This is a genomic window from Paenibacillus dakarensis, assembly GCF_001373415.1.
In the GTDB taxonomy this organism is placed as follows: Bacteria; Bacillota; Bacilli; order Paenibacillales; family Paenibacillaceae; genus Paenibacillus_AQ; species Paenibacillus_AQ dakarensis.
On the sequence record NZ_CDSE01000042.1, the window covers coordinates 57,176 to 76,015 of the forward strand.

The 18,840-nt window shown below is 46.2% G+C and carries 14 protein-coding genes; 3 read left to right on the plus strand and 11 right to left on the minus strand.

Annotated features, from left to right (window positions below; genetic code table 11):
* Positions 1–58 precede the first annotated feature (58 nt).
* The 6 genes from BN1234_RS12100 to yicI all read right to left on the minus strand — a co-directional run bounded on the left by BN1234_RS12100 (position 59) and on the right by yicI (position 9,975).
* Positions 59–1,747: an ABC transporter substrate-binding protein gene (locus tag BN1234_RS12100; RefSeq protein ID WP_054956919.1), complete on the minus strand. Its 1,689-nt coding sequence runs from the start codon at positions 1,745–1,747 to the stop codon at positions 59–61.
* Positions 1,748–1,828: 81 nt separating this feature from the next.
* Positions 1,829–2,734, minus strand: coding sequence for a carbohydrate ABC transporter permease (locus tag BN1234_RS12105; RefSeq protein ID WP_054956920.1), 906 nt, complete (start codon positions 2,732–2,734; stop codon positions 1,829–1,831).
* A gap of 15 nt (positions 2,735–2,749) precedes the next feature.
* Entirely contained in the window at positions 2,750–3,718 is a 969-nt protein-coding gene (locus BN1234_RS12110; protein ID WP_054956921.1) for an ABC transporter permease, read from the minus strand.
* A 402-nt stretch (positions 3,719–4,120) separates the two neighbouring features.
* Complete coding sequence (locus tag BN1234_RS12120; protein WP_054956923.1) at positions 4,121–5,677, minus strand: response regulator transcription factor; 1,557 nt, start codon at positions 5,675–5,677, stop codon at positions 4,121–4,123.
* Entirely contained in the window at positions 5,670–7,460 is a 1,791-nt protein-coding gene (locus BN1234_RS12125; RefSeq protein ID WP_054956924.1) for a cache domain-containing sensor histidine kinase, read from the minus strand. Before BN1234_RS12125 ends, BN1234_RS12120 begins: the two co-directional genes overlap by 8 nt.
* A gap of 184 nt (positions 7,461–7,644) precedes the next feature.
* Positions 7,645–9,975, minus strand: a complete 2,331-nt coding sequence (yicI, locus tag BN1234_RS12130; protein ID WP_054956925.1) for an alpha-xylosidase — start codon at positions 9,973–9,975, stop codon at positions 7,645–7,647.
* A 160-nt stretch (positions 9,976–10,135) separates the two neighbouring features.
* Here yicI and BN1234_RS12135 point away from each other — a divergent pair, with 160 nt between their 5' ends.
* Positions 10,136–11,011: a helix-turn-helix transcriptional regulator gene (locus BN1234_RS12135; RefSeq protein WP_054956926.1), complete on the plus strand. Its 876-nt coding sequence runs from the start codon at positions 10,136–10,138 to the stop codon at positions 11,009–11,011.
* A gap of 140 nt (positions 11,012–11,151) precedes the next feature.
* Here the strand turns inward: BN1234_RS12135 and BN1234_RS12140 are convergent, their stop codons facing one another.
* Positions 11,152–11,910 (minus strand): YqcI/YcgG family protein, encoded by a 759-nt coding sequence (locus BN1234_RS12140; protein ID WP_054956927.1) that lies wholly within the window; start codon positions 11,908–11,910, stop codon positions 11,152–11,154.
* A gap of 197 nt (positions 11,911–12,107) precedes the next feature.
* On the opposite strand from BN1234_RS12140, the gene rnjA reads away from it, so the two are divergent.
* Complete coding sequence (rnjA, locus tag BN1234_RS12145) at positions 12,108–13,823, plus strand: ribonuclease J1 (protein WP_054956928.1); 1,716 nt, start codon at positions 12,108–12,110, stop codon at positions 13,821–13,823.
* Between the two features lie 68 nt (positions 13,824–13,891).
* Here rnjA and BN1234_RS12150 read toward each other — a convergent pair whose 3' ends face one another.
* A complete protein-coding gene (locus BN1234_RS12150; RefSeq protein ID WP_054956929.1) occupies positions 13,892–15,109 on the minus strand; it encodes an MFS transporter in 1,218 nt (405 codons plus the stop codon).
* A 267-nt stretch (positions 15,110–15,376) separates the two neighbouring features.
* Between BN1234_RS12150 and BN1234_RS12155 the strand changes: the two genes are divergently transcribed.
* On the plus strand, positions 15,377–15,997 hold the full coding sequence (locus BN1234_RS12155) for a hypothetical protein (RefSeq protein ID WP_054956930.1): 621 nt from the start codon (positions 15,377–15,379) through the stop codon (positions 15,995–15,997).
* Between the two features lie 189 nt (positions 15,998–16,186).
* Here the strand turns inward: BN1234_RS12155 and BN1234_RS12160 are convergent, their stop codons facing one another.
* The 3 genes from BN1234_RS12160 to map all read right to left on the minus strand — a co-directional run bounded on the left by BN1234_RS12160 (position 16,187) and on the right by map (position 18,747).
* The gene (locus BN1234_RS12160; protein ID WP_054956931.1) at positions 16,187–16,825 is read right to left on the minus strand and encodes a YqaA family protein; all 639 of its coding nucleotides are present in this window, start codon (positions 16,823–16,825) and stop codon (positions 16,187–16,189) included.
* Between the two features lie 268 nt (positions 16,826–17,093).
* Positions 17,094–17,900, minus strand: a complete 807-nt coding sequence (gene pdxK, locus BN1234_RS12165) for a pyridoxine/pyridoxal/pyridoxamine kinase (RefSeq protein ID WP_054956932.1) — start codon at positions 17,898–17,900, stop codon at positions 17,094–17,096.
* Between the two features lie 94 nt (positions 17,901–17,994).
* Positions 17,995–18,747, minus strand: a complete 753-nt coding sequence (gene map / locus BN1234_RS12170; protein WP_054956933.1) for a type I methionyl aminopeptidase — start codon at positions 18,745–18,747, stop codon at positions 17,995–17,997.
* Positions 18,748–18,840: the final 93 nt, after the last annotated feature.

Here is an 18,840-nt window from a genome sequence, read left to right on the forward strand (position 1 = left end):
AATTCAGTCATAAGATAAACAGGTCGCCCAAGGATGAAATCTTGAACGACCTGGATTTTCAGTTATTCCACAGCTCTACGCGCTTGCGTACAAGCTCTGTATATTCCTTCTCCATTTTCTCTGCGCCTGCAGCATTCAATTCTTGAAGAAAGCTGTCATATAAGGAGTCGAATTTAGAAGGATCGGCAAGAATGATTTCCGGAATCCGTTTGCGTGTAATCTCTTCGACCTTTTTGTACGTAATATTGATATTGGAATCCGACGGTACCGGGATATTGTAAGCAGCGCCCCAAGGCTTCTCTTTAAATTCATCTTCTTTAGGCCACAGATCTTTCCACATCTTCACATTGTAGGCTGCTAATGTCTCTTTAGCTGATGCCGTGTAATTCTCCATAATTTGTTCCGGGTAGTTCGTTGTGAAGTAGTTTCCTGTTGAGTCCTTCACACCGTCACCGTAACGAGGAAACATTGCTAAATAAAGACCGATGCCCGATTCTTTGGAGAAGTTGACGTTGTCATTAATTTTACGTTCTTGAATTTCTTTAGGAATGACGCGTTTGCCGTCTACCACATTATAGTGCTCGCCTTCAATTCCCCAGTTCATCAGGATTTGGCCTTCTTCGGAAGCCAGGTAATCCAGGAACTTGATGATCCGAACCGGATCCTTCGCAGAAGTCGTTATTCCTACGCCCCAACCTGCAGTGTAACCAATGCTCTGGAAAGCAGCATCCTTTGTGGTTTCATCAAGCTGGATCGGGAATCTGGCATACGTGCGATTTTCTTTGCCTGCGGTGCGAAGCGCATTGGTTGCATTACCAAAACCCCATTCTTGGTCAATGAGACCCAGCACACGGCCAGAGGAGATTTTAGCTTCATACTGATCCGTCTTCTGGACAAATGCTTCTTTATCCAGCAGACCGGTAGCATTCATATGGTTCAGCCAGCGGAAGTACTCTTTCTCTTCCGGACGTTTGTAGTGAAGCTTCGCCTCCACCGTCTCCTGATCGATATAGTACTCGCCGTCATCCGATGCACCCGTAGCGCCGAAGGCAGGGTTCGTTACGGAGATCATAATTCTCCAGCCATCTGCATTCAGCGTAAGCGGAATCGTTGGTTGTCCGTCGATTTTTGGATTCTTCTCAGCGTATGCTTTTAAAGCATTCTCATAATCTTTTACTGTTTTCAATTCAGGATAACCAAGTTCTTTCAGAACCTCATGCTGGATTTGGAATGTGCCGCCTGCATCAAAAGCGGTATGTCCAACTGCATTGAGCGTAGGGAGAACATAGATGGATTCGTCCTCGTTGCTCCATTTCAACCGGCTCATATAGTCGCCGTACAGCTTTTTAATATTCGGAGCATGCTCTTCAATCAAATCCGTCAGATCGATAAAAGCTCCCGAGTCCACGAACAGGTTGGCATCCCCTTTCGCAAATACCATATCAGGGTACTGACCACTTGCGACAAGCAGCGGAAGCTTCTGATTTGATCCGTCTACCGCAAACTCAGCTTGAACCGTAACACCTGTCTTCTCTGTAAGCTTTTTGCCTACTGCATCCTGCATATTATTCCAGCTCGCATTGGAATCCGCGCTGAAAAAGCTCACTGTGATCGGATCCTTATTGTCTGACTCCCCTGCCGCGCCTGTACCTTTCACTTCCTCTTTGCCGTTACCGCAAGCAGCCAAGAGCATGGTTGCCAGCATCGTAATCACAAGCAGCAGAGACGTCTTCTTCTTATGTTTCATGTAAGCTACCCCCTTAAATGAATGATGAAGATGTTTGATTTTTGTATGCGTACAACAGGCTAAGCCTGCCGATACCTGAACTTAACTTTTTACAGCACCCAAGGTCATGCCTTTAACAAAATATTTTTGCAGGAACGGATATACAAGTAAGATCGGAACGGTTACCACGATGGTAATCGCCATCTTGATGGATTCTGGCGAAACCTGCTTGATCTGCTCCGCTATATTCTGGCCAGCGACCTTGCCGCCCGCCCCCTGGGTGGTGCTCTGAAGCACTTTCATTAATTCATACTGCAGTGTTGTCAGATGAGGAGCTGATCCGTTATACAGATACGTATCGAACCATGAGTTCCACTGGCCGACAGCCAGGAACAGCGCGATCGTCGCAATGACCGGACTGCAGAGCGGAAGGATGATTTTATAGTAAATCTTAAAGTCATTCGCTCCATCCAGTTTGGCTGACTCCTGCAGTGAATATGGAAGGCCGTCGATAAACGACCGGATTACGAACACGTTAAACGCACTGACCATACCCGGAATAACATATACAAGGAATGAGTTCATCATGTGCATATCCCGGATCAGGATGAATATCGGAATCATACCGCCAGAGAAGTACATCGTCAGAGCCAGAAACACAGACATAAACTTTCTTCCCTGGAAGTCTACCCGGCTAAGTACATAACCCAGCATCGTTCCGCTTAGCAGCCCGAGCAGTGTACCGATTGCCGTCCGAAGCAGAGTGATCTTCGCTCCTGTCAAAAGTCCTTCGTATTTAAAAATCTGAGCATAGTTCTCTAATGTGAATTGCCGCGGCCAGATATATATTCCGCCTCGCACGGTATCAACTGAATCATTTAAAGAAATCGCAAGTACGTTCAGAAACGGATACAGTGTAACAATCATAACAATGGCCATAAATGTATAGTTGGCTGTATCAAACACCCGGTCGGAGAGCGTCGGTTTAAATGCTTTGGAACGAGCCATGTTGTCACCCTCCTCCTACATAATGGATTGCTTCGTGAATTTTTTGAACACACCGTTAGCGACAAAGAGCAGAATAATACTTACGATCGAGTTGAACATTCCAATCGCTGTACCAAAGGAGAAGCGCCCCATGCCAAGACCATAATTCAGTGCGTACAGGTCTAATACTTGCGAATAATCAACGACGAGCGGGTTGCCAAGCAGGAACTGCTTCTCAAAGCCAATACTGATCAAATGTCCAATCGACATGATAAGCAGGATCGCAATCGTTGGGGCGATACTTGGAAGCGTAATGTTCCAAATCTGTCTGATCCGGCTTGCTCCATCGACACGGGCTGCTTCATACTGCTCCTGATCGATCCCTGTAATGGCTGCAAGATATATAATTGCGCTCCAGCCCATCTCTTTCCACAGATCTGCACTCGTTACGATGTACCAGAACCAGTTCCCTTTTGCCATAAACTGAATCGGCTGGTCAATCACACCGATGGCCATGAGGAGCTGGTTAACCGCCCCTCCATCAACGGACAGCATTTTGGTCACAATCCCGGCTACAACGACCCAGGATACGAAGTGGGGAAGGTAGGAGATGGTCTGTACCGTCCTTTTGAATACGCTTCCACGAAGTTCGTTTAAAAGTACTGCAAAAAGAATGGGAATCGTGAACCCTGCGATAAGGCCCAAAAAGCTCATAGCCAATGTATTTCTTAAAACCATATAAAACTTCTCATCCGAGAATAGAGTAATGAAGTGATCGAACCCTACCCACTTTTGCTCAAAGATTCCTTTACCAGGCCTGTAATTCTGGAATGCCATAAGCCATCCCCAAACCGGCAGGTAGTTGAATACAAGTACAATGATAAGGAAAGGAACGGACATTCCGTATAAAATTTTCTGCTCCTTGAAGGTGGCCCAGAATCCTCTCTTCTTTTTCTTCTTTGCGGCAGGTTGAATGCTCTCTTCTGTAGTTGTTACCGCTTTCAAATCGACCCCTCCTCTCTTCTATATCTTGATGATAATTCATGCGGAACCCCGGCGATACCCGAAGGATTGGCTGAAAAATCATATAGAAATTAGAGATTTGAGGGGGCGTCTCTTTTTCCGGTGCGAGGTGCATTTTTCTGGTGTGAGGCGCTGCGGGTACGAACCATTCCTCCCATTGCTGTTGTGCTCCAATTTCCTGAATTAATTTTTATTCGAGGAGGAAATTGGAGCACAAAGGCAATCGCTTCGCTTGTCCGGAATCGTTTCGTCCCCTTCGCTGCTTCGTGCAGATGCCCCATCAAAAAAAGCTTCCCCCAAATCTCCTGAGTGGGGTGGGGGGACAATAAAAAGGTCGAAGTTGGGCTCCTGCGGAGCCTTTTTCGACCTTTATTTTTACAATCCTTACATTTCCGCCTCTTTGCGGTAATTTGTCGGTGAGATGCCGACGTATTTCTTAAATTTGCTATGAAAATAATCGACGTTGGAATAGCCGACTTTCTCAGCGACTTGATACACCTTCATGCCTTTTTTCAGTAGCGCCTTCGCCTTATCGATCCGCACTTTATCCAGATAGGTATTAAAGTATTCGCCCGTTGTGCTTTTGAACATCTTACCTAAATAGGCACTATTGTAATTAAAGACGGCAGCCAGTGTTTCCAGTTTGATCGGTTCACTATAATTTCGATGGATCAAATCAATGATTCGTTTCATTTCCTGCTCGCGACCGCCATTGTCGGCTTGCCACATGAGCTCTTCGAGGACCTGAACCGAATGATGACAGAGATCGTACACACAAGGCTGACGGTATACTGCTGTAATTTGATCCGTGCGTTCCTGGATTCGGGATTGAAGTTCAGGATGATGCTGCGTCAATTTGCTGTGCACTCCGGTTAACAGCTCCATGAAGGAGTTCCTGATCTTCTCTTCCGTAAACTCTTCCTGGATCATTGCACATGCCGCTGATTGTACGATAGTTTTGAGAACTTCAATATTTCCAATATCCACCGCATAATATAGCTGCTCCGTATACAGGCCAGGATCATAGCTGTGCTCCCCATGAGGATTCATATCACAACCAAACCGCTCCGCACCAGGAAACAGCAGTTCACCGGAATGATAGAAAAAACGCTGCCGTATCATCTCTCGGGCCGAGCGATAAGATTCGGATATGCGATCTATTCGCCGGACATGTAAGCCTGCAGCAGAAGTAATGGATACCCCTGCCTCGCCAGCCGCAAGATGAAGCTCATGAAACAATTCCTCACGTCCATTCTGCGTATAAACCCGAAATGGCAGCAACATACCGATATAGGATTTTTTCGTGAATACTACCCCTCTGCCCTTCTTCTCGAAAGCTTCGATCAGCTTCCGCTTCAATTGGACATCCGGTTCCTGACCGGGCGGAGCATCATCAAAGTCATGAATGTGAATGAGAAGAACCTGATAATTTTCCCATGCTAAACCTAACCGCTCAGCACTCTGAAGCCACCCTTCGGATAAGCCTTCTTCTGTGATGAGAGCTCGAATGAACTGTTCGCGATTTCCCTCCATAACGTCTTTGTTTATTGGGCTTCCTGACTGCTCCTGTTCAACCACTTCCTTTATCTGAACGAGATGCGCTGTTAATTCCTCTTCATCTACAGGCTTTAGCAAATAACCATTCACACGGTGGGTAATAGCTCTCTGAGCGTAATCAAAATCAGCATAACCGCTTAGAATCAGCAGACGAACCTTAGTATCCACCGCACGAATGGACCCAATTAGCTGCAGTCCATCCATGCCGGGCATCCGGATATCCACGATCATAATATCAGGGGCATAGAGCTTGTGTTTCTCCAGCGCTTCACTGCCATTTGCAGCTGTGTCTACAATTTCAATTCCCAGTTCATCCCACGCAATGATGCTCTTCAGACCCTCACGAAGTTTGGGCTCATCATCTACGATCAGTACCTTAATCATCTGTCTTACCTCCTGTTGGAATACTGAATTGGATGGTCGTTCCAATGCCCGGCATGCTTTCAATATGCAGCCCGTGACGGGTTCCATAAGTCAGCTGCAGCCGAACGTGAACATTTCGAAGCCCGATCCGCCCCCCCTCAATTTCATCCGGTTCATTTAAATAAATGCGCAGATTCTCAAGTCGATCCGGTTCTATACCTGCCCCGTTATCCGCAACCGAAATCATAATAAGATCTTCGTAAGCCACTGCCCTCACACAAATGGTTGTACTCTCCTGCTTATTATCCATGCCGTGAATAACGGCATTCTCCACAAGTGGTTGAATGATCAGCGGCGGAATTTGGACCGCTCTTGCCTTCTCATCTATATCGAGTTCAAAAATTAAGCGATCCTCATATCTGAATTTCTGAATATCCAGATAACACTGAACCATTTCGACCTCATCCTGGATCGTGATCTTTCCGCTTCCGATCTCCAGATTGTTCCTCATCATCTTGCCAAGCAGGCGAACCACATGAGCAATTTCGGTTTCTCCTTTCAAATGAGCTTCCATTCGAATGGATTCCAGTGCATTAAACAAAAAGTGAGGATTGATCTGGCTAGCCATCATTTTGAACTTGATTTCATTCTGCTTTTGCTCAAGCATCCTCTTCTGCTCGTTAGAGTCCTGCACTTCATTCATCAGGTCATTCACACTGCGTACCATTGAATTAAACTGGCGTGACAGCTGGCCGATCTCATCCTTGCCGTCTATCTCCATCGCAATTCCCAAGTTCCCTATACCCACCTTGGAAATATGTTTGCTTAGATGCAGCAAGCGGCCGGATATCATCGATGAGAAGCTGTATATAAGAATAATGGCAAGAATCAAACTGATTATAATCACCGTCATTGCCAGCTTATTGGTCCGATTTACGTCTTTCATAATGCTGTCAATTGAGAAAATCGAAATAATTCTTAATCCTTCCGAATTCAAAGCTGGCTTCAAAGGTTCGATCAGTACTTTGGAGGCTTCACCATCAATAACCGATTCATAGGTACCGCTTCGGTTATAAACAACGCCCGAGCTATCCTTGATATTAGCCAGCGTCTTCCCGTAAAGATCCGGACGATTAGAGGCTACAATGTTGTTCTTGCTGTCCACAAGGATGGTGTCAAAAGCCTCCTGACTCAGGATCGTATTAAGTAAAGCGGAATTGACATTAATTACGATTACACCGCGGTTATCCTTGCTTCCAAGATCTACACCCTTAATAAGGCTCAGGTATTTCTTCTGATCCCGTTCATCGATAATATAGTCCCAATAGATCAGACCTATATTTAATGATGCTGCTTGGTACCAGTCACTCTGCTTGATGTTCTTCTCCGGATAAATGAATTCCCAGTTGTTCAGCATCGTCTTATTATTACTGTAAAAACGAATGTTGGATATTTCTTTATACATCTCTATGGCTTGATTCAAGTCGGGATATTCGCGGTAAGCGCGAACCACGTCAAATACACTTTCATACTGCTGATTAGCCACGCTTTTGAGGCGCTTATCATAGGAAAATCGATATGAGAGATCATCAGCCACATTCACGACCTCGAGTGTGCGTTTTTTGACCCGCTCAACATTTTGCGAAGCTTGCTCAAGTGCATTATCAAAAGCACCCCGCCTAAGTTCACCTGTCAGAAATATACCTACGATCGCAAAGGGTACAAATACAACCACAATAAAAGAAAAAATCAGCTTGTTACGAATTTTCATATCATTCATAAACTGAATGAAAAAGGATGCCATGGTCCCTGTTTCGCTCCCGTCTTTGAAATTGCGGAAGCTGTGAGCGCTTTCCACAGAACAATTATATCTTAGATTCAAGTCTAGGATGATAATGAATAAAATGTGCAACAAGCCCGGCTGCTGCGTTTAACTGCAAAGCCAGGCTTATTCACTATTAATATTGTCTAATTCATAATGCTAATTATTAAGCTTGCAAAGTTACTGTAAACGAACCCTGATTAAATCCTTCAACCATTTTAATCACGCCTCCGGATTCACTCACATGGTTTCCTTCGACCGAAGCGATGGCTTCCATTCCATAAAACTTGACAGAGAATGGCTTGCCGACACCATCTGCCTCGAATGTAATCCGGTTGCCCTCGCGTGCGGCATAAACAGTCAACTCAACCTCGCCCTTCGTATTCCGCACCGCAGCCTGAGCTTTCTTACCATCCTCAAGCGCATACAGACCGAGCTGAACGTCTGTGGCAAAATCATAATCCGGACGGCTGTCCACACTGCCAAGCGCAAGCAGGGAATTATCGCGTACAAAGAGCGGAAGGCTCAAGAAATCATATGTTTCTTTTCTCCATGCCCCCCCTTTCACCGTTTCACCTGTAAGAAGATGCGTCCAGCGTCCATCCGGAAGATAATAAGTTACCTCTCCCTTTTCACTGAATATTGGCGCTACCAGAATCGAATCACCAAGCATATACTGTCGGTCCAGCATTTCTACAGCAGGATCATCCGGGAATTCCAGCAGCATGGCACGCATACTTGGAACACCGAGCTCAGATGCTTGAACGGCGGTATTGAACAGATACGGCATTAGACTGCATTTGAGTTTAGTGAAGAAACGGGTAACTTCAACAGCCTCATCGTCATAAGCCCAAGGCACCCGGTAAGAGGTGCTGCCATGCAGACGGCTATGACTGGATAACAAGCCAAACGCCAACCAGCGCTTGAACACATGTGCAGGTGCCGTGTTCTCGAAGCCCCCGATATCATGGCTCCAGAAACCGAAGCCGCCCAGACCCAAAGACAATCCGCCGCGCAGACTTTCGGCCATCGACTCATAATCAGCATAACAGTCTCCTCCCCAGTGAACAGGAAATTGCTGTCCGCCTACCGTTGCTGAGCGTGCGAATACCGCGGCTTCATTTTTGCCAAATTTCTCAACGAGAACGTCAAATACAACTTTATTGTAGAGCTGGGTATAGTAGTTGTGCATTTTGTGCGGATCCGACCCATCGTAATACACGATGCCATCTGTAGGGATACGCTCGCCGAAATCCGTCTTGAAGCTGTCCACGCCCATATCCGCCAGATCGCGCAGATACCCTGCAAACCATTCACATGCCTCCGGATTGGTGAAATCGACAAGAGCCATTCCTGGCTGCCACATATTCCACTGCCACACGTCCCCGTTTTCTTTTTTTACAAAATACCCGTTAGCGACACCTTCTTCAAACAGGCGTGAGCGCTGGGCGATGTACGGATTGATCCATACGCAGATTTTCAGCCCCTTCTCCTTTAAACGGTCAAGCATGCCTTTCGGATCAGGGAAAACATCATTGTCCCACTGGAAATCCGTCCAATGAAATCCCTTCATCCAGAAGCAATCGAAATGGAACACATGCAGCGGGATGTCACGTTCAAGCATACCGTCTACAAAAGAATTTACCGTCTTCTCGTCATACTGAGTCGTGAATGAAGTTGATAGCCAAAGACCAAAGGTCCATGCAGGCGGAAGCGCCGGCTTTCCGGTTAAGTCCGTGTATTTCTCCAGTACACCTTTAGGATCCGGTCCATCAATGATGAAGTACTCAAGCGATTCACCCTGAACACTGAACTGAACCTTCTTCACCTTCTCCGAAGCTACTTCGAATGATACCAAATCCGGCTGGTTCACAAATACGCCGTAGCCTTTATTCGTGATATAGAAAGGAATATTCTTATATGCCTGTTCGGAGCTGGTGCCTCCATCGGCGTTCCAGATGTCCACCGTCTGACCATTCTTTACAAAAGGTGTAAATCGTTCACCCAGCCCATAAACCCATTCCCCAACGCCCAAATCAAGCTCCTCACGCATATACGTCTGTCCACGCTGCTCCTCGATATGCGCAATCGATTTTGGGCCGCTGCCTGTTATACGTTCTCCTCCGCGGTAGAAATGAACAGACCATTCCGGTCCTTTGCGGATAACGACACTCAGATTTCCACTGCGGAGTACAGCTTCCTGTTCATTCTCTTCAATTACAACATGATCACCGCTGCCCTTGCTTAGTTCAAAATTCGGACCCATCTCTCTTACTCCTGCGTAATGAATAAGTTTTACTCCAATCACTCCGGGTGCCGGGGAATGGAATTGTACAGTAATGAGTTGTGTATTTATCATGTTACCGCGGTTTGGAATGTGGGTAGTGGAAGCATAAGCTGTTAATTGGTTATCTTTCACCGTAAAATCATAGGCTTGCACAGCACCTGAAACGGAATATCCCTCGCGAATCATCCAGTTGCCATCGGTAAATTTCATAAACGTTGCCGCCCTTCTATGTTTTAGCATTGAATTGTAAGCGTTTTAATGTCATTATACTGATATGTAATTATTAAAACTAACAATATTCGATTTGTTTATAGCACTATTTTGACGTTTTATATAAGGGGTCTATATTTCAACAGGAGCTGATAAGACCATGGATCAGAGCATAAGGCTCTCTCTTCAGGAGAGTCAGCAGCATGGAGATGAGAGCTTTCCGTTTGGAGCATACTGGTATCATTTCGCTCCAGGAGCGCATGTTGTAGACTCTCACTGGCATAAGGAATGTGAAATTTTCACCGTGCTTGAAGGCGAGGTTTTCTTTCAAATCGACACCGAATACGTACCTGTGAAATCGGGGGAATCCATATTTATCGACGGGGGCGATATTCATACAGGTCATGCCCGGGGTGACCAGGGCTGCTCATTCTGCGCCCTTGTATTTGATGCAGGGATACTGACCAGTGCAGGCTACGATCTTATTCAGCAAACGATTGTGCTTCCCTTTCAAGAAAGAAGGGCAACGCTTCCGAGGCTGATCAAACCCGGGGAGCATGATCAATTGCTCACACATATAACGGAAATGATATCCCTCAGCAAGGCACATCCTCCAGGTTACCAAGCGGCGATCAAGGGACATCTGTTTCTCATGCTATCTAAAGCGGCCGAGGCGGACTTGCTGTGCAATCGAAGCCGGACCGATGCAGGTGACGTCACCCGAATCGAGCGGCTCAAGAAAGTTATCGCTTATATACAGAATCATTATCATCAGCCGATCCGGCTAAGTGAGCTTGCAGGCCTCATCCCCATGAGTGAGGGGCAATTCTGCCGGTTCTTCAAGTCGATGACCGGACAAACCCCGGTTGACTATATTAACTCGTATCGGGTTCGGCAAGCGGCAGAGCTTCTCAGACAGCCGGAACACAAAATATCCGACATTGCCATGAATGTCGGATTCGGACATATCAGTTATTTTGTTCGGGTATTTCGTAAATTTATGAACAGCACTCCTTCAGAATTTCGAAATAAATAATAAATTACTTTCCTCCTCCACACCTCAGCTTAAAAATGTTACACTGAAATAAGATCAATTTTTATGAGCACGGTGAATTCAGCACAATATGGATTTGTGCATTTAAACAATACAATCAGTAATGGTTCATTATCATAAAATTACGTCTTGTTTTCATACTTTCGATACATACGCGCAAATGGGCAAACCGGCAGGGAGTCCTCGCTGTCATGTAAAAAATACTGTCTCCATTCGTAGTTGTCTTCTGCCCCATAGAGATTCAAATCCGGGTGTGGAGGAACTGGATCATAAGCATGAAGCCGTTTTCGGATCATCTGCTTGGTCTTCTCTGCCCGCAAAGGTGCTGCGTTAAATTGGTTCAATACCCAGCGCGGTGTGAAAGCCAGGACCATATAAGGGAAACTCCGGCTCCGTCTTAGCGTGTGTGCAGGCGTTCCACAGTATACGAAATAAGGTTCACCACCGTAACAAAATTCCCATAGATGCTCGGATGGATCATCCGGCACATGGACAGGCCAAGGCTTACGATCAAACTCTGTCGCACAGCTAAGCAGGGACCAAAATAATTGTTCGTAATAATCCATTCCTTCCCTGTGCTGCGCTTCTGATTTTGCATGAATAAATACGACAAGCGATGTATAAGGACCGAACGTTCTGGAATGTTCCCCAAAGCACTGCAATAAGTCAGCCAGCTGCTTCGCTGCGTCATTCTCTTCTGCTGGCCCGATGAATCCGTACCTTAGATGATTCAATGTAAATCCAAGAACAGCCGGAATACAGGGGAATTTCAAATCCCGGTCTGTCATCTTCATCTTCCATTTATGGACGGCATCAAGCTGCCAAGGTTCTCGAGAGTCTGAACCTTGTAAAATCTCGTCCAGCTTATATAGCTTCACCATAGTCTGCCCTCCTCTTTCTACAGATTATAAAAAAGAGGAGAATAGGTGACTGTCCCTTATCATTTATATGGAAATGAACTTCAGGGAACATTTCATTAAAGCATTGCTTTCTGCTATCTTAGTTATGATACTTGTCATTATTCACAAATACTTGGGCATTTGCCCTTAATTACCATAGAGAGGAATTCTTCTACATTATGTCTAAGCCCCTTTTAACTGAAAAGATTCAGTCAGCCCCATCCAAAAAATCGAAGCCATCATCACCGCCTGTCCGCATTTTTGCACTCGGCGGCCTTGGTGAAATCGGTAAAAATATGTATGGCGTTGAATTCAAAAATGAAATTATTATTATCGATGCCGGATTGAAATTTCCGGACGCTGAAATGAGCGGTGTAGATTATATTATTCCGGATATTCGTTATCTGATTGACAACAAGCATAAAGTAAAAGGACTTTTCCTTACACACGGCCACGAAGATCATATCGGAGCGATTCCTTATGTGCTTCGCCAACTGCAATTACCGATATACGGCGGACCTTTAACCATCGGACTGGTACGAGCCAAGCTGGAAGAGCATCGGCTGCTGGATCAAAGCGATCTGCGGATCTTTCATGAAAGTGAAACGATATCATTCAAACATCTTTCCGTCCATTTCTTCCGGACAACGCATAGTATTCCTGATGCTTTCGGTATCGTTGTTGAAACGCCTTATGGCCCGATCGTTCATACAGGAGACTTTAAATTTGATTTCACCCCGGAGGATAAGCCAGCGGATCTGCATAAAATATTGAGTATCGGCAAGCGGGGAGTACTTGCACTTCTCGCAGATAGCACGAATAGTGAGCGGGACGGCTTCACTCCTTCCGAGCGAACCGTTGGTGAATCCATCTTGAAGCAGTTTTGGGAGTGCCCGGGCCGGATTTTATTCGCAACCTTCGCTTCCAATGTGCATCGCCTGCAGCAAGTCGTCGATGCAGCAATTCAGACGAACCGAAAGATTGCCATCGTAGGCCGCAGTATGGAAAAAGTATTTCTGATTGGACAAGAACTCGGTTATATTCGGGTTCCTGACGGTATGATCATTGACGTTAAAGCAATCAACCGCTACCGCGACGAGCAGGTGCTCATTATTTGTACCGGCAGCCAGGGGGAGCCGAATGCGGCACTCACCCGAATTGCAACCGGAGCTCACCGGGCAATTCAGATCCATCCGGACGATACCGTGATCTTCTCGTCTTCACCCATCCCGGGCAATACACAGAACGTGAATCGCAGTATTGACCTGTTGATGCGTGCCGGCGCAGAGGTTCGTTACGGTTCCGTTCTGGATATCCATACGTCAGGACACGGCTGCAAGGAAGATTTAAAGCTTATGCTGAGCTGCTTGCGCCCTAAATATTTCATGCCCATTCATGGCGAGTACCGGATGATGCTGAGCCATCGCAACCTGGCCGTTCAGGTCGGTGTCAAAGAGAACAATATATATCTGCTAAACATCGGCAATACCCTGTCACTGTTCCGTAACGGAGCACGAAAAGGCCGTAATATTCCTTCAGGCGATGTTTACATTAATAATGGCGAGCTGCGCACCCATGAAAAAGAACTGCTGGAGGAGCGTGTTCAGCTCGCTCATGACGGTGTTGTTATCGTCGCGATTACGATCGATCCGGAAACACGAAAGCTGCTGGCAGGACCTGAGCTTATCACGCGTGGATTCGTATACATGCAGGATTCCAAGCCTCTTCTAAGACGAGCTGAAGCCATGCTTCGCAAACAGCTTAACAAGGCAGGAGAACAGCGAGAGTATGATCGTGCTGCTTGGGAGCACATGACAACCACTTCATTGACACGTTATTTCAAACGAGAGCTTGGACGCAGTCCATATATCATGCCTTCCATCATGGAAGTTTAAGTATTGTATAACACAGAACCCCCGTGTGATCCCTTAAACCGGACCATACGGGGGTTCTTGTATACTCACTAATCAGCTAGCTCACGGCCTTTTGTTTCCTTGCCCCACAACAAAACACCAGCGACACCAATGAGAATCGTAACAAAAAACATCATGAATATGGATTCAATACTCGTTCCATTCCCCTTCAGTACACCAACCAGCAAGGGTGCAATGACTCCGCCGATCCGGCCGAAGGAGGTTGCAAGCCCAACACCGGTCGAACGTACACGAGTTGGATATAATTCCGGACTGTAGGCGTAAAGCCCTCCCCAGGCGCCCAGATTAAAGAATGAAAGACTTATGCCTGCAGCCAGCAGTTCTCCAATCGAATCTGCATAACCGAACCATATGGCACTAAGCGCAGTACAGATCAAATAGACAACCAGCACAAACTTGCGTCCCCATTTCTCAATGAAATAGGCGGCAGTGAAATAGCCTGGCAGTTGGGCAAGCGTCATGATCAGCACATACTGAAAGCTTCTGACCAGGCTGAATCCCTTATCAACCATAACTGTTGGCAGCCATAAGAACATTCCGTAGTAAGAAAAGACAACGGTAAACCAGAGCAGCCACAGCATAATCGTTGTTTTGCGGTGTTCTTGAGACCAGACGGATTGAACCCGCTGAATAAACGTTAACCGCTGCTCCTTCTTCTGCTGTATATACCGGGGTGAATCCTCAATGGCCCTGCGAAGGTAGAGAGCATAGAATACAGGCAAGGCCCCGATGACAAACGCCATCTTCCATCCATAATCCGGGATTACGAAATAAGCGATAAGCGCAGACAGAATCCAGCCTGCCGCCCAGAAGCTCTCAAGGAGAACGACAGCTCGCCCCCGCTCCTCCACAGGCATGCTCTCCGATACGAGTGTTGAGGCTACCGGCAGTTCTCCCCCCAATCCGAATCCTGCAATAAAACGAAGTATGCACAGCATAACAAATCCTGTCGCGAGAGCGGATAATCCGCTGGCTATCGAAAAGATAAGCAGTGTCCACAGCAGGATATTCTTCCTTCCATACTTGTCTGCAAAGAAACCCGCAAGGGCTGCGCCAAATGCCATCCCGACCGAAGTGGTGCTTGTCAGCAGACCTACTTGCTGTGAGCTTAGCGACCATTCCGAAGCCAGCGCAGCCACAACAAAAGAGATCATACCGACATCCATCGCGTCAAACATCCAGCTTAAGCCTGCACTGAACAGCAGCTTTCGCCGTTTGGGATCATTCATTAATGGATTACTTCTCATGAACATCCCCTCCTTCTTCTTCCTTTATCTTTCTATAATGTAGGTATAAGGAGACATCCGGTCAAGCATTTATTTATTCATTTCTTAGATGGAGAAGCTGCGATTCATAAAAGGATCACGATTAAATTCGGCTGACAAAGTAAGAGGGTGATTTGAAAGAGTATGGTTTTATTTAACTTGAATAGGAGACTCTTTTCGTTTATTGTGGAAGAAGAAGGAACATTGAGAAAGTATAGGTATTACCGTTTAACAAAGGAGTTTGCGAGTATGTATACGGAACAAAATATTTGGATCGTGCTTACGGGCACGGGAACCTGGTTCAGCAGAATGATCCAGTGCTTTACAAATGCCCCGCTGAATCACGCATCTATCGCGTTTGATTCCGATCTGCTTGAGGTTTACAGCTTCGGTCGTAAACAAGCGAACAACCCGTTCAATGGTGGTCTGGTCCGCGAGAATTTGAGAGCTCCTTTCTTCTACACCTCAGAGTGCGCTATTTATCGCTGCTCCGTCAGTCCCGAAGATTATCAGCGGATGTACAACCTGGTTAAAGAAATGATGCGAAACCAAGATCGTTACAAATACAATCTGCTTGGACTTCTCGGAATATTGTTCAGGCTTCATATTGATCGGGCCGATGCCTATTTTTGTTCCCATTTCGTTGCAACCGTCTTTGAAAGAGCCGGGCTGCATCCTGTGAACAAACCAACCTACCTGGTTACACCCCAAGACTTCACCCATTCGTCGCAGCTCCAGGAAATATACCGGGGTCCGCTGCATCATTATTTAACCCAGCATTTGAACTCTCCTCTCCCTGCCCCAACATTCCTTCCTGCTGCAGAATCGAATCAGGGCGGTAAGATATTCAAAATCGGTAAAATAGGTTAACCAAGCTGCATCATCAGCGTTCACCATACGATACCTTGCCCAGGAGATTGACCTATCACGGCTGTCTCCTGTTTTTCTTCGTTCAGCAGGTATGAATGAATTCATCAGACCGTTTGGACAACAAAAAAAAAGCAGCCAGGCTTCGCCTGACTGCTTCACTATTTTTAATTGATAATACGTTCGGATTATTTATGCCGTTGGGGTTTGCTGATCTGGAATCACTGCATCAGTTAAAGCTGCAGCAGCCTCAGACGGAATGGCTTCATTTCGTTTCCGTTTACGTCTGCGGTTCCAATACAGACCTGCCAGCAATAAGGGAACAGCGATGATGAAAATATAAAGGGAGACATTCTTGACCATACCTTCCGCTGACCGGCCATATAAATAAAACAGAATTCCCACAACATAAAACTTCGTAGCTCTGCCAATTGCAGCGTAAGCCATCAACCGCCATAACGGGAAGTTCAAGCATCCGGACAGGATGGTAAAAACCTTGAAAGGAATAGGTGTGAATGACCCGACAAGAATGGCCGCTTCACCATTCTTCTGGAATCTGTCTGTAGCAGCGTCGATCCATTCTTTTTTCAAAATTTTATAAAGCACTGATTTACCAAGCAGCTTGCCAATCAAATAACCGATCGGAGTGCCGAGCAGACAACCAATAAAGCCGGCAGTCGCCAGCCAAAGGGCTGTTGACGGATGCAGAAGGCTTAAAGAAACCTGCAGAAAAAATGCCGGAATCGGAAAAATCACTGCATCTAAAAATGCATGAATAAACAATCCCCATGGACCAAACCTCATTAGAAAATCCAATACGTCCTGAAACATATCTCAACCCCTAAAACAATTTCTCAAGTCCCCAGCAGACCCTTTGTTTGAATTATATCACATTATGATGAATGAAGGCGCCTAACATCTCAATCACGCATGTATTTTAAGACACTTACCATAAATAGATATGCAGGAAACTGTACATATAATCAAAAATAAAAGAAAGAGCTGCCCTGGTAGATAAACTACTCAGGACAGCTCCTTGACCGTGTATAAATGCAGCTTTTGACTGCATCAGGTTATTGGTTATATGTTGTGATGTGGACTACAGCCCGCTGCGATGAGCGGAGTGACGTGTAGGGCCTACAAATTCATTCAGCTTGAAGCCGTTAGCGATTGCCTTGGTGATAAACACCTTCGCTTGCTGTACAGCCTCACGCACTGTAAGACCTTTTGCCAGACCCGCCGTTACCGCCGCTGATGAGGTGCAGCCTGCACCATGAGTAAAGTGGGTAACGACCGCTTCAGCTTCAAACCATTCGAAGTTATTCCCATCATACAGAAGGTCCATTGCTCTTCCTTCCTGGATTTTACCGCGGTCTTTAATCAGGACGTTCTTGGCTCCCTTGCTGTGGATTACAGCTGCAGCTTCCTGCATTTGCTCCAGACTTTTAATCGGCCCGCATTTTGCAAGCTGAGAGGCTTCGAATAAATTCGGTGTGACCAGATCCGCCCGCGGCAGAAGGAATTCAATCATTGCTTCTGTATTTTCAGGCTGCAGCACTTCATCTGTACCTTTACATACCATAACAGGGTCAATGACTACCCTGTTCAAGTTATAACGATCAATGTATTGGGATACCAGCTCAATAATATCAACAGAACCCAGCATCCCCGTCTTCATCGCATCTATGCCGATTCCTTCAATGACCGTCTTCAGCTGAGTTTCTACCACATCAAGCTCTATAGGGAATACCTGATGGTTCCATGTTGCAGGCTCCATGCACACAATGGTGGTAAGTGCTGTCATGCCGTAAACATCTAATTCCTGAAATGTCTTCAAATCCGCCTGAATACCAGCGCCGCCACTCGTATCTGAACCGGCTACCGTTAAAGCTTTTTTAATCGTCATGTCGTTTGGTCCCCTCATCCATAAAATTGATTCTATTATAAAGAGTTTAATGCTTGGAATCTACTCATACATCATATAAAAGTTGAAGAAAGCACTAGATATTCTGCTCTGTAAGAATCAAAGGACCGTCTTTCGTAATCGCAAGCGTGTGCTCATACTGTGCCGACAGCTTTCCATCAGCCGTCCGTGCTGTCCAACCATCCGCATCAATCTTGCAGGCATAGGTCCCGATGTTCAGCATCGGCTCAATCGTAATAACCATACCTTCCTTCAGACGAGGTCCGCGGTGTGGAGGACCATAGTGGGGAACCTGCGGTTCTTCATGCATTTCCTGACCGATCGCGTGCCCGACAAATTGACGAACGACAGATAAATTCTCCGACTCTGCATAAGCCTGAATCGCATGGGAGATGTCGCCTATCCGATTACCAATTACCGCCTGCTCAATGCCGAGATAGAGCGCTTTTTTGGTTACATCCAGTAGATGCTGCGCTTCCTCCGATATATTTCCGACAGCATAAGACCAAGCGGAATCTGCCAGCCATCCGTCCAATCTCACAACCATGTCAATCGTTACGATATCTCCGTCCTTCAGCGGGACATCGCTCGGGAAGCCATGGCAAATGACATCATTTACGGATGCACAAGTTGCATAAGGATATCCATGATACCCCCTCTGTTCTGGATGCGCGCCATGCTGGGCCAGGAATCTCTCCACGAACTGATCGATCTCATTGGTGGTAATTCCGGGCTTGATCATTCCGGCAATACGCCGATGGCATTCAGCAAGCAGCTCGCCGGCTTTATTCATTTTTTCTATCTGTTCTTTTGTCTTGATGATAATCATTCCTGCACTCCCTATTCTCTATGTTCTTAAACAAATAATATTAAAAAGCCTTAAGGGCAGATAGGCTTTGGACAGGCAATTGCCTATTCCGAC